Annotated in this window: 12 protein-coding genes; 7 read left to right on the top strand and 5 right to left on the bottom strand. The window is 54.4% G+C overall.

The genetic code is table 11. From position 1 onward, the window contains the following. Positions 1–94 precede the first annotated feature (94 nt). Positions 95–1,654, top strand: coding sequence for a BCCT family transporter (locus tag FVB43_RS14705; RefSeq protein WP_167864235.1), 1,560 nt, complete (start codon positions 95–97; stop codon positions 1,652–1,654). A gap of 61 nt (positions 1,655–1,715) precedes the next feature. On the opposite strand, the gene FVB43_RS14700 is transcribed toward FVB43_RS14705, so the two are convergent. Beyond that, on the bottom strand, positions 1,716–2,357 hold the full coding sequence (locus FVB43_RS14700) for a GntR family transcriptional regulator (RefSeq protein ID WP_159337786.1): 642 nt from the start codon (positions 2,355–2,357) through the stop codon (positions 1,716–1,718). A 102-nt stretch (positions 2,358–2,459) separates the two neighbouring features. Between FVB43_RS14700 and FVB43_RS14695 the strand changes: the two genes are divergently transcribed. Continuing rightward, positions 2,460–2,924 carry an OsmC family protein gene (locus FVB43_RS14695; protein WP_159337784.1) on the top strand — a complete coding sequence of 155 codons (465 nt, stop codon included), beginning with the start codon at positions 2,460–2,462 and terminating at the stop codon, positions 2,922–2,924. Positions 2,925–3,402: 478 nt separating this feature from the next. Continuing rightward, entirely contained in the window at positions 3,403–3,633 is a 231-nt protein-coding gene (locus FVB43_RS14690; RefSeq protein WP_133844346.1) for a transcriptional regulator, read from the top strand. A 39-nt stretch (positions 3,634–3,672) separates the two neighbouring features. Here FVB43_RS14690 and FVB43_RS14685 read toward each other — a convergent pair whose 3' ends face one another. Then, positions 3,673–4,857, bottom strand: coding sequence for a BaiN/RdsA family NAD(P)/FAD-dependent oxidoreductase (locus tag FVB43_RS14685; protein WP_159337782.1), 1,185 nt, complete (start codon positions 4,855–4,857; stop codon positions 3,673–3,675). Positions 4,858–5,099: 242 nt separating this feature from the next. Between FVB43_RS14685 and pitA the strand changes: the two genes are divergently transcribed. Beyond that, a complete protein-coding gene (gene pitA, locus FVB43_RS14680; protein WP_133844350.1) occupies positions 5,100–6,599 on the top strand; it encodes an inorganic phosphate transporter PitA in 1,500 nt (499 codons plus the stop codon). An 84-nt stretch (positions 6,600–6,683) separates the two neighbouring features. On the opposite strand, the gene uspB is transcribed toward pitA, so the two are convergent. Next, positions 6,684–7,019 carry a universal stress protein UspB gene (gene uspB / locus FVB43_RS14675; protein WP_133844352.1) on the bottom strand — a complete coding sequence of 112 codons (336 nt, stop codon included), beginning with the start codon at positions 7,017–7,019 and terminating at the stop codon, positions 6,684–6,686. A gap of 312 nt (positions 7,020–7,331) precedes the next feature. Between uspB and uspA the strand changes: the two genes are divergently transcribed. Further along, entirely contained in the window at positions 7,332–7,769 is a 438-nt protein-coding gene (gene uspA / locus FVB43_RS14670) for a universal stress protein UspA (protein WP_133844354.1), read from the top strand. Positions 7,770–7,833: 64 nt separating this feature from the next. Here uspA and rsmJ read toward each other — a convergent pair whose 3' ends face one another. Together rsmJ and prlC are read right to left on the bottom strand one after the other, a co-directional pair. Next, on the bottom strand, positions 7,834–8,622 hold the full coding sequence (gene rsmJ / locus FVB43_RS14665; protein ID WP_167864234.1) for a 16S rRNA (guanine(1516)-N(2))-methyltransferase RsmJ: 789 nt from the start codon (positions 8,620–8,622) through the stop codon (positions 7,834–7,836). A gap of 7 nt (positions 8,623–8,629) precedes the next feature. Continuing rightward, positions 8,630–10,672: an oligopeptidase A gene (gene prlC / locus FVB43_RS14660; RefSeq protein ID WP_133844358.1), complete on the bottom strand. Its 2,043-nt coding sequence runs from the start codon at positions 10,670–10,672 to the stop codon at positions 8,630–8,632. Positions 10,673–10,898: 226 nt separating this feature from the next. On the opposite strand from prlC, the gene FVB43_RS14655 reads away from it, so the two are divergent. Both FVB43_RS14655 and FVB43_RS14650 read left to right on the top strand, forming a co-directional pair. Then, entirely contained in the window at positions 10,899–11,723 is an 825-nt protein-coding gene (locus tag FVB43_RS14655) for a CPBP family intramembrane glutamic endopeptidase (RefSeq protein ID WP_133844360.1), read from the top strand. Between the two features lie 94 nt (positions 11,724–11,817). Then, a complete protein-coding gene (locus tag FVB43_RS14650) occupies positions 11,818–12,660 on the top strand; it encodes a 23S rRNA (adenine(2030)-N(6))-methyltransferase RlmJ (protein ID WP_133844363.1) in 843 nt (280 codons plus the stop codon). The last annotated feature ends 70 nt before the right edge of the window (positions 12,661–12,730 follow it).

Raw genomic sequence — 12,730 nt, 5'->3', positions numbered from 1 at the left:
TATGCTACGAAAATGTCAAAGACGTGGTTATTAAATGTTAATGACCATGTCTTTATAAGATGGATTTTACGCTTTACACCATGGAACTGTTCATATGACTGAGATCGCGCCAAAACCGGTCGGCCATGCACCGATCAGACTGAATGCTCCCGTTTTTTTTAGCTCTGCTGTCGTTATCCTGCTGTTAGGACTGCTGGTGGTGATGTTTCCTACCGGAAGCCATCAATGGCTTAACAGCGCCCAAATCTGGATGGCGGATGTGTTTGGCTGGTACTACATGCTGCTGATGATCGCGTGCATGATTTTTGTATTCTGGCTTGCCCTTTCCCGCTTCGGACACATCAGACTGGGCGAGGAGGGGGAAGCACCGCAGTTTAGTTATCCTTCATGGATTGCCATGCTTTTCTCAGCGGGTATTGGAATCGCACTGGTGTATTACGGTGCCTATGAGCCACTGGACCACTTTCTGCAACCGCCAGAAGGCCAGGGGGGAACGCCTGAGGCCGCCCGTCAGGCCATGGCGATTACATTCCTGCACTGGGGCCTTCACGGCTGGGCGCTGTATGCGCTCATCGCCACAGCACTGGCCTATTTTGCTTACTGCCGCGGATTGCCTCTGGCGCTGCGTTCGGCCCTTTACCCTATTTTTGGTGAGAGGGTTCACGGCTGGGCCGGGCATTTAGTCGACAGCTTTGGCATTCTGGTCACCGTGATTTCGATGGTCACTAACCTCGGTATCGGGGCATTGCTGGTGAACTCCGGCCTGCACTATCTGTTTGATATCCCACAAACGCCACATGTGCTGTTGATACTGATTGTTGTGATGATGATTGTGGCAACGCTAGCCGCCGTCACCGGCGTCGAGAAAGGCATCGCGATGCTCTCTAACATCAACGTTGGCTTCCTGTGCTTACTGTTGCTGTTCGTCTTCGTCACCGGCCCAACGCTCAATCTGATCAACGGGATGCTTCAGAATACGGGCGATTACCTGACATCGATTGTCGGGAAGAGTTTTGATGTGTATCTCTATGGCAAAGCGCGTCGCTGGCAGGGTGCATGGACGCTTTTCTACTGGGCGTGGTGGGTTGCCTGGGCACCGTTTGTCGGCTTGTTTATTGCCCGTATCTCAAAGGGACGTACCATCCGTGAGCTTATCCTGGGTGTCATGCTGATCCCGTTAGGCTTCACCCTCGCCTGGCTGTCTATTTTCGGCAATACCGCGATCAGTCTTGTGCTGGAGCATTCAGATAAAATTCTGGGTCAGGTTGCGTTGAAAGATCACCCTATGGCGGTTTTCAAACTTTTCGAATACCTCCCCTTCACTAAAATCACTGCGGGTTTCACTATTGTCATCAGTTTTGTGCTGTTCCTGACACCTGTCGATTCAGGCACGCTGATGATTGCTAATCTATCCAGCAAGGGGGGAACCAATGACGATGATGCACCTGCCTGGCTACGCATTTTCTGGGCTTCTGTCACCACGTTAGTCTGTGCAGGCCTGTTGTATGCTGGCAGCTTCAGCGCCATGCAAACCGCTGTCGTGATTTGTGGCTTACCCTTCTCTGTGGTGATCGTGCTGTATATGGCAAGCCTGTACCGCGATTTGCAGAAATTTGGTGATAAGACGATGATGCAGGCAGACCGCCAGGGCTAGTCTGGCGATACTGCACAATATCGTTTAAACCATCAATGCCCCTGACTATCAACGTCAGGGGTTATTGAAGGGAGATTCGTGTCAGTACCACCTGCCGGGCAGACTCAATATGCCTGATGGTTTCCTCGCGTGCCTGCTGCGCATCCCCGCGCGCATACGCATCAAGAATGGCGGCATGTTCATGCTGGAACGCGGGAGTATCCGCCAGCAGTCGGCGTTGCAGATATTCGTAGCGCTCAATCTGCGCGCATAACTCTGCGATCATTTTCAACAGCCTGCCGTTATGACAGCCGCGATAAAGAAGGGTGTGAAACTCGCGGTTCAGCTCTCCCTGCTTTTGCACGCTCACCGTACTCTCCAGTAATTGATGAACCAGTCTGACACGCGCCAGCGTCTCTTCGTCGCGGTGGATCACGCTGTGATAAATCGCCTCCCCCTCCAGCAGCGCACGCAGCGTGTAGATCTCATTCACATCATCGACGGTTAGGGCTCTGACAGCAGCACCTCGGTTACGCTGCGTTTCAACAATTCCTTCGCGTTCAAGCTGCTGGATGGCCTCACGCAGCGGGATGCGGCTGACGGCAAACTGACTGGCCAGTTCACGTTCGATCAAGCGTGCGCCATCAGGCAGTTCGCCCTGATTGATCATGTCGCGCAGGGAGGCTGCAATAACATCTGCCGTGGAGCCTGGTTTAGTCAGCATCAGTGTATTCTCAACAAAACAGTTGGAATAATGGTATACCATCTGCTTTACTTGCACAATCAACGTGAGCGGTTATCCGCATTTCCCTCAGGAGCAAGCAACATGGCACAACGTGAACATCACTATCAGGTTTCGGTTGAATGGACAGGGAATAAAGGACAGGGCACCGCATCCTACAAGGCATACGACCGCGACTACCAGATGAGTGCGGGCGAGAAAGCACCGATTGCAGGCTCATCCGATCCGGCATTTCTGGGCGATGCCACACGATGGAACCCTGAGGATCTGCTGGTTGCTTCGGCTTCGGCCTGCCATAAATTATGGTATCTGCACCTGTGCGCTGAAGCCGGAATTATTGTCCAGGCTTACCGGGATGACGCGGAGGGAACAATGGTGGAAGGCAAGACAGGCTGCTTTACCCGCATTGTGCTAAAACCGCAGGTGAGCATTTCCTCAGGCGACCCGGAGCTGGCGCGCATGCTGCATCACCGGGCCCATTCGCTTTGCTATATTGCCAACTCGCTGAACTTCCCGGTGCAGTGCGAACCAACGATTGTGCAGTATTAGTATTGAGCTGAAAAAAACAGGGCCACCGAAGCGTTGTGTGCCCTATCAGTCAGAAAGGAAAAAACGATTAAAGATTCACTTCCCCTTCCAGGCTATGCACGGCGCGGCCTGGCATTTTATGCCCTCGTTTTTGATAAATTTCCGCTACTTTAACGATGCATACATTTAATCAAAATTCCCTTCTCTTTTTTCTAAACAGTGCCACAATGAAATCAGAAACATAATGTGCGATTAAATAGCGCGCTACTTAAAGTTCTACGATTGATTATAAAAAAGATGCAACACCGGGGATTTTTAATACCTGCAACACCAGGGAAAACTCTTACAGATACGTGGTTTTGTCAGCATGCCAGCCACATTTAGACATTCTGATTTCAGCTTGTAGCCGACTGACACCGTGATGTCGTTCTTCAGATAAAGGCTGCTTTCGTTTAATCCCGGCCACCCTGGTGGCCCCGTACAATAATGAGAAACGCCTATGCCAACCCGCACATCACAGCGCCCCGTGCCAGTCATGACTAACGTGCGTGAACTTCGCCTCGCCGCCGGTCTTTCTCAGGAAGGCGCCGCCGAGCGCTTTAACCTCAGCCTGCGTGTCTGGCAAACGAAAGAGGCCGCCAGTAAGCCGGCGCTACTCAGTCAGGTTGAATATGAGTTCCTGTTGCTGCTGGCAGGCCGCCATCCGAATTTCACTCTGACAGCGCAGTAAATAAGACAGCAATGCGCAGGATGATGACGTCATACTCACTCACAGCGCCTGCGCACATGCCCATGCGGAACTCCATGCCCACTGGAAGTTATAGCCTCCCAGCCAGCCGGTCACATCCACCACTTCACCGATAAAATAGAGCCCTGGAACATCACGCGCCTCCATCGTTTTCGATGACAGCTGGGTGGTATCGACGCCGCCCAGCGTGACTTCGGCGGTGCGGTAGCCCTCGGTTCCGTTAGGCTGCACGCGCCACTGGTGCAGCGCAGTCGCCAGATCGGCCTGCTGACGGCTGTTCAGCTGCTTCAGCGTGTACTCCGGTACGGTCCCCAGCAGTTGCAGGCACTCAACCAGACGTTTCGGCAGCAGTTTTGCCAGGGTGTTTTTCAGGCTCTGATTAGGATGACTGTTACGCTCATCATTAATAAACGCGTCAATGTCCTGGCCTGGGGAAAGGTTAACGGTGACAAATTCACCCGGTAGCCAGTAGCTGGAGAGTTGCAGGACCGCCGGGCCAGACAGGCCACGATGGGTAAACAGCAGCGCTTCTTTAAATACCGTGCCGTCTTCGGCGGTGAGTACCGATGGCACCGAGACGCCGGATAGTGTCTGAAGCTGTTCCAGCAGCGGTTTATGCAGGGTAAACGGCACCAGCCCGGCGCGGGTGGGAAACACCTTCAGGCCAAACTGTTCAGCCATTTTATAGCCGAACGGCGACGCACCCAGCCCCGGCATCGACAATCCACCGCTGGCGATCACCAGTTTCTCTGCCTGTACCTCTGTGCCGTTCAGTTGCAGCGTGTAGCCGCTGTCGTCACGCGTGACGGACACCACCTCACTGCGCAAGCGTAATGTGACCTGCCCGTTCTCACACTCTTTCAGCAGCAGGTCAACCACCTGCTGGGCAGAGTCGTCACAGAACAACTGTCCCAGGGTTTTCTCATGCCAGGCAATACCGTGACGGTTAATAAGATCGATAAAATCCCACTGGGTATAACGCGCCAGCGCTGATTTACAAAAATGCGGGTTATGCGACAGGTAAGCCGCAGGTTCGGTGTAAAGGTTGGTGAAATTACAGCGTCCGCCGCCCGACATCAGGATTTTACGCCCGGCTTTTTTGCCATTATCAATCAGCAGCACCCGCAGCCCTTTTTGCCCCGCCTGGGCTGCACAAAACAGACCCGCTGCGCCTGCGCCTACTACGATAACGTCAAACTTTTCCACCACACACTCCGCGCCGACTCTCAAAAACGCTGATTGTAGTGAGTTGGGGGCGGGGATACCAGCTTCAGGCCCCAATCGGGGTTGAAACATTTTGTAACTTTATGATTTTTTAGTCTTTTCACCCGTAACTGTCATCACATTGACACGTTACTGTCAAAAAAAGTCTATATTTCCCTTTCCCCGGGTGCGGTTTGTCGCTGATAATGCGCCGCGTTCATGTCCTCCAAAATGGCGTAACGCTTATGCTACATCTGTTTGCTGGTCTTGATTTTCATACCGGCCTGTTACTGGTACTCGCTCTGTTGTTTGTCTTGATCTACGAAGCAATCAATGGCTTCCATGACACGGCCAATGCAGTCGCTACCGTGATCTATACCCGTGCAATGCGCTCGCAGTTAGCGGTTGTCATGGCAGGGGTGTTCAACTTCTTTGGTGTACTGTTGGGCGGCTTAAGCGTGGCTTACGCTATCGTCCATCTGCTACCCACCGATCTGCTATTGAATGTGGGATCGGCTCACGGGCTGGCCATGGTCTTTTCCATGTTGCTTGCCGCTATTATATGGAATCTCGGCACCTGGTACTTCGGGTTACCGGCTTCCAGCTCTCATACTCTGATTGGTGCCATCATTGGTATCGGCCTGACCAACGCGTTGCTGACTGGCACCTCGGTGGTGGATGCGCTGAACATTCCCAAAATGATCGGTATCTTTATGTCGTTGATTATTTCACCGATTGTCGGCTTAGTGATTGCCGGTGGATTGGTGTTTATCCTGCGCCGCTTCTGGAGCGGGAATAAAAAACGTCAGCGGATTCATATGACTCCAGCCGAGCGTGAAAAGATCGATGGCAAGAAAAAGCCACCGTTCTGGACCCGTATCGCGTTGATTGTCTCGGCGATTGGCGTCAGCTATTCGCACGGCGCAAACGACGGCCAGAAAGGTATCGGCCTGATTATGCTGGTACTGATTGGCGTTGCACCGGCAGGCTTTGTGGTCAATATGAACTCCAGCGGTTATGACATCACTCGCACCCGCGATGCGGTCAACCATCTGGAACAGTATTACCAGCAGCATGCCACCTCGCTGAAGCATATCATCGAGATGTCACCGCCTGCGTTGCCAACGCCGGAAGAGGTGCCAACAGGTCCTCATGAGTTCCATTGTGATGCGGCGCGTGCTTTGCCTGCCATCCAGCGTGCTCAGGGTCTGCTGAACAACCTCTCCAGCTATGATGCGTTAAGCGTGGAACAGCGCGGCCAGCTGCGTCGCCTGCTGATGTGTATCTCAGACACCGCAGAGAAAGCCGCCAAGCTGCCGGAAACCAAGCCTGACGACAAACGCTTCCTCAACAAGCTGAAGGGCGACCTGCTCAACACCATTGAGTATGCTCCGGTGTGGATTATCCTGGCCGTCGCGTTGGCGCTGTCACTGGGTACCATGGTTGGCTGGCGTCGTGTTGCCACCACTATCGGTGAGAAAATCGGTAAAAAAGGCATGACTTACGCACAGGGGATGTCTGCTCAGATGACGGCAGCCGTCTCAATCGGTGTGGCAAGTTATACCGGGATGCCGGTTTCAACCACCCACGTCCTCTCCTCTTCCGTTGCCGGTACGATGCTGGTTGACGGCGGCGGCGTGCAGGGGCGCACCATTAAGAACATCCTGCTGGCGTGGGTCTTCACCCTGCCGGTCTCGATTGTCCTTTCCGGTAGCCTGTACTGGCTGGCACTGAAGCTGATTTGATGCGCAGCGGGTGGACCGAAAAAGGTCCGCCCGATAGAACGCATGATTCATCCAGAAGGCGCCCCCTTATCAGGGGCGCCTTTTTTAATGCCAGATGGCCAGCCCAATAAGACTGATAAACACCAACCCACAGAGTGAACTGGTTAATAAAAACTGCCCACGAACGCGCTCGCAGCGTCGGATAAATTCATCATCGTGATGATCAAGATAACGCTGTGCCCAGATATACCCGATCAGCCGCACCTGTTTACTCGGCTGCCCATGAGACGTAAAGAATCCAGCGCCATCTACATACTGATACAGCAACGGATCGCATCCACGCAGCACCACTAACAGCGCCCGCAGTGAAGAGAAATAGCGCGCCATATTCACCAAACAAACGACACAAAGAGCCCAGAAAAGCGCAATGGTGCTGATCATGATCCCCTCCCGGCCACTCATCACGGAAATGCATAACCCGGGCAAAGCCGGATACGCCCCACGATGGTTTCGCCAACCTTATTATTAAGATGATTGCTGCATGCCGATTGACGCCACATAACGCTTTTGCTGCCGTCAATTATCAGTGTAGGAGATATGTTTAAATTTTTTCCAGCGATGTTTACTGCGTCCACCAGCAAAGGGACAAAAATTCATGTTGATCGCCCTCGCAAACGCCGCCGCATGCCACAACACCCGGTAACATTTTTCGCTATACTCACTCTCAACACTTACGTGAAAAGGAGTATTCAAATGGCCTATAAACATATTCTGATTGCCGTCGATCTCTCGCCGGAAAGTAAACTGCTGGTCGACAAAGCGGTTTCGATGGCACGACCTTACGATGCGAAGGTGTCCCTGATCCACGTTGATGTGAACTATTCAGACCTCTACACCGGCCTGATTGACGTCAACCTTGGGGATATGCAAAAACGTATTTCTGAAGAGACGCACACTGCACTGACGGATTTGTCCAACAGCGCGGGCTATCCGATTGCGGAAACGTTAAGCGGTAGCGGTGACCTCGGCCAGGTGCTGGTCGATGCCATTAAGCAGTATCAGGTGGACTTAGTGGTTTGCGGGCACCACCAGGATTTCTGGAGCAAGCTGATGTCTTCCGCACGCCAGCTGATCAACACCGTGCATATCGATATGCTGATCGTACCGCTGCGCGACGAAGACGAAGATTAATGTGCCGGGCGGGCTGACCGAAAAAGAAGGTCAGCCGCTACGCCAAAAAAGAAGATCAGCCCCATTATGTCAGGGACGCCCCTTCTTCCCGGTCGTCCCGTGGGGCATTTACGGGTGAATAAATATCAAAACGGTGGCTCTTGGTGGTGACCGCATTCGGTGTGGCAACATCGGCGATGGGCGGCGCATAATCAGGCCGTTTCACCACAACGCGTTTTTTGGCCAGCTGGCGCGCGGGCAGCAGCAGCCCGTCGGCATCTTCATCCGGGCCCACCAGCGACTGGAAAACACGCATCTCTTTCTTCACCAGCGCGCTTTTTTGCTTATGCGGGTACATCGGATCGAGGTACACCACATCAGGCGGAGGGCTGATATCCGTCAGTGCATTGAGACTGGAAGCATGCAGCAGCGTCAGACGCTCACGCAGCCAGAAACCAATCTCCGTATCGGCATAGCCACGACGTAAACCGTCATCGAGCAGCGCGGCGACGACCGGGTTACGTTCCAGCATCCGCACCCGACAGCCAATCGATGCCAGTACAAAGGCATCCCGTCCCAGCCCGGCGGTCGCATCCACCACATCCGGCAGATAGCCACTTTTGATACCGACGGCTTTCGCCACAGCCTCACCGCGGCCACCGCCGAACTTACGCCGGTGCAGCATCGCCCCGGAGACGAAATCAACAAAGATGCCGCCCAGCTTCGGCTCATCGCGCTTACGCAGCTCCAGATGTTCCGGGGTCAGCACCAGCGCCATCAGCGCGTTTTCATCATGCACCAGCTGCCAGCGGGCAGCTAAAACAGATAAGGCGCCGTTTCCGGCGCCCGTTTCATCTAACAAACAGATGTTCACTGATGACTTACCCTTTGATACCGTAGTGTTTCAGCATCGCATCCAGCTGTGGCTCACGACCACGGAAGCGACGGAACAGCTCCATCGGCTCCTCCGATCCGCCCCGCGTCAGGATATTGTCGAGGAACGACTGCCCGGTTTCCCGGTTAAAAATCCCCTCTTCTTCAAAGCGGGAGTAGGCATCTGCCGCCAGCACATCGGCCCACAGGTAGCTGTAGTAACCTGCGGCATAGCCACCGGCAAAGATATGGCTGAACGCATGCGGGAAGCGGCCCCACGATGGGCCAGGCACCACGGCGACCTGCGCTTTGATCTCTTTCAGAATATCAAGAATACGGGCACCTTTCGCCGGGTCGAACTCGGCATGCAGGCGGAAATCGAACAGGCCGAACTCCAGCTGACGCAGGATAAACAGCGCTGCCTGATAGTTTTTGGCCGCCAGCATTTTCTCCAGCAGATCCTGAGGTAACGGTTCACCGGTTTCGAAATGACCGGAGATAAACGCCAGCGCTTCCGGCTCCCAGCACCAGTTTTCCATAAACTGGCTTGGCAGTTCGACGGCATCCCACGGCACACCGCTGATGCCGGACACGCCTGGGGTTTCAATGCGTGTCAGCATATGATGCAGGCCGTGACCGAACTCATGGAACAGCGTGGTGACTTCATTGTGGGTGAACAGTGCAGGTTTGCCGCTAACCGGACGATTGAAGTTACAGGTCAGATAGGCCACGGGTTTTTGCAGCGTGCCATCGGCTTTACGCATCTGTCCCACGCAGTCATCCATCCACGCCCCACCGCGTTTATGTTCACGCGCATACAGGTCAAGGTAGAAGCTGCCGCGCAGCTCACCGCTTTCATCGAACAGATCGAAGAAACGCACATCAGGGTGGTAAACATCCACATCGTGGCGTTCGCTGGCGGTGATGCCATAAATGCGTTTCACCACTTCAAACAGACCATCCAGCGCACGCTGGGCCGGGAAGTACGGACGCAGTTGCTCATCACTGATGGTGTACAGATGTTGTTTCTGCTTTTCGCCGTAGTACGTCAGATCCCAGGGCTCCAGATCCTCAACACCGTGCTCTTTCTTCGCGAAGGCACGCAACTGAGCGACTTCCTGCTCAGCCTGCGGACGGGCGCGTGTTGCCAGCCCGTTCAGGAAATCAATTACCTGTGCCGGGTTTTCGGCCATTTTGGTCGCCAGCGACTTCTCAGCATAGGATGCAAAACCCAGCAGTTGAGCCAGTTCATGGCGCAGTGCCAGCTCTTCCGCCATCACATCGCTGTTGTCCCACTTCCCGGCATTTGGCCCCTGATCAGAGGCGCGAGTGGAGTAAGCACGGTAAATCTCTTCGCGCAGCGCCTGGTTGTCGCAGTAGGTCATGACGGGCAGATAACTTGGAATATCCAGCGTCAGCAACCAGCCGTCCTGCTCTTTGGCTTCCGCCTGTGCTTTCGCTGCGGCCAGGGCACTTTCCGGCATCCCGGAGAGCTCTTTTTCATCGGTAATCAGCTTGCTCCAGCCCATTGTGGCATCGAGCACGTTGTTGCTGTAGGTCGAACCCAGCTCTGACAGACGCGCGGCGATTTCACCGTAACGCTGCTGCTTCTCTTTCGACAGACCAATACCAGACAGCTCGAAATCACGCAGCGCGTTATCGATAGCTTTCTTCTGCGCAATATCCAGAGCCGCGAAGTTGTCGCCCTCTTTCAGGTCACGATAGGCCTGGTACAGACCTTCGTGCTGCCCCATCCAGGTGCTGTATTCTGACAACAGCGGCAGCGCCTGCTCATACGCCTGGCGCAGTTCAGGGCTGTTTTTTACCGAGTTCAGATGGCTGACCGGCGAGAACAGGCGGCTCAGGCGATCGCCCACTTCGGCCAGCGGCTGCTCAAGGTTATCCCAACTGTACGGCGCCCCCTGGGCCACCACGCGTTCTACCGCCGCACGGCAGTCATCCAGCGCCTGGGTCACAGCGGGGACCACATGTTCAGGTTTAATGGCGGAGAAAGGGGGAAGCGTAAAAGAAGAGAGTAACGGATTGGTCATAGCGCAGTCCTTTAATCGTTGTATGGGGCGCGTTTTCACGCACGATTTCTTTAACATGAGGGTAAGTGTAGTGAAAATCAATGGGTCAGCGTGTCGGCAACGGCTTTCCCCCCGTGCTACCCACCCTTTTCACCGCATTTTACGCATTGCCACACTCAGGTGAGCATTGCATACTCCCCCCGCTTTCATACATCGTATTACTCCGTTACAAACAGGGAGTTTATTTATGTGGTATACGCTGGCGGCCTCGTTACTTTTTTTACCCTTTTATCTGCGCAGTTCACTGATATTACTGACGATCGCCCTCGTCCTGGCTGTGCTGGATCAGACGCTGCTGCCGCCCGGCATTATCGCACTGACGGTGATGGGTGTTGTCGCGGTGTACTGCGCGGTTCAGAAACAACCTCACGCTTTCGCGCTACCCGGTGAAATTATCCTGGTTTTCAGCGCAGTGGCGCTGATGCTGCACATGATCCCTGGAGTGAATAATCTCATCATTGTTTCTGGTGAACAGGCCGGGCCACAGAGTGCGCCCTTTACCTTTTACTACAACCTTGATAAAGCGCTGATCCCGTTTCTGTTACTGGCCTGCCTGCCCACGCTGTTGAAGCGCCCGGCAAAGCCCCCGGCTAACGTGCTCTGGTGGCTGGTTCTGCTAATGTCAATGCCTTTGCTATTGCTGTTGGCGACCTTTGCTGGCGGCCTGAAGGTGGAACCCCATCTGCCTTCGTGGCTGGGATCGTTTATGCTGGCCAATCTGTTTTTTGTCTGTCTGGCAGAAGAAGCGCTATTTCGCGGCTATATCCAGCAGCGTTTAAGCCAGCTGCTGGGTGACAAACGGGCGCTGCTGATTGCAGCACTGTTGTTTGGTCTGGCCCATTTTTCCGGCGGACTGCTGCTGGTGCTGTTTGCCACGATGGCCGGTGTGATCTACGGCCTTGCCTGGCTGTGGAGCGGACGTTTGTGGGTGGCTACACTGGTGCATTTCTCCTTTAATATGCTGCACCTGCTGCTGTTTACCTATCCGTTCTGGCAGCACATTCCGACCTGAACGCGCTTTTTTAAGCCGTTTTCGCTATAATGACCGCAACCTGTGCCGCCCACTGGCGGCACGCTTGTTTTTACCATCCGGATTATCCCAATACATGCTCAGTTATCGCCACAGCTTCCATGCCGGCAACCATGCCGACGTTCTCAAACACACCGTGCAGAGCCTGATTATCAGCTCGATGAATGAGAAGGAAAAACCCTACCTCTATCTCGATACCCATGCGGGTGCCGGGCGCTACCTGTTAAGCGGTGAGCATGCGGAACGTACCGGAGAGTATCTGGAAGGCATTGCACGCATCTGGCAGCAGGATGATCTGCCGGAAGAGCTGGCGCCTTATATCAGCGTGGTGAAGAACTACAATCCCGGTGGCAAGCTGCGTTACTATCCGGGCTCTCCGCTGATTGCACGCCATCTGCTGCGTGAGTACGACCAGTTACAGCTGACTGAACTGCACTCCAGCGACTTCCCGATGCTGCGCAGTGAATTCCAGAAGGACGATCGTGCACGTCTCGCCCGCGCCGACGGCTACCAGCAGCTGAAGTCCAAGCTGCCACCGCCGTCACGCCGGGGTCTGATCCTCATTGACCCGCCGTACGAAATGAAAAGCGATTACCAGGCCGTGGTGCAGGGTATTCAGGAAGGGTACAAACGCTTCGGTACGGGCGTGTTTGCCCTGTGGTATCCGGTGGTGCTGCGCCAGCAAATCAAGCGTATGTTCAACGAGCTGCAGGCCACCGGCATTCGCCGTATTCTGCAAATTGAGCTGGGCGTTCGCCCGGACAGTGACCGCTTTGGCATGACCGCCTCCGGGATGATTGTGATTAACCCACCGTGGAAGCTGGAGCAGCAGATGAAAAATGTGCTGCCGTGGCTGGAAAAAGTGCTGGTGCCATCGGGCACCGGTTACTCCAAAGTCAGCTGGATTGTGCCGGAATAACGTTGTGGCCTGCGGGTCGGGCATGCCCGACCCCGACCCCAACAAAACCCGCGCTACCCTGTAGAGGCGG

The organism is Erwinia rhapontici (assembly GCF_012271765.1).
Lineage (GTDB): Bacteria > Pseudomonadota > Gammaproteobacteria > Enterobacterales > Enterobacteriaceae > Erwinia > Erwinia rhapontici.
This window is presented reverse-complemented; position numbering and strand designations above follow the sequence as displayed.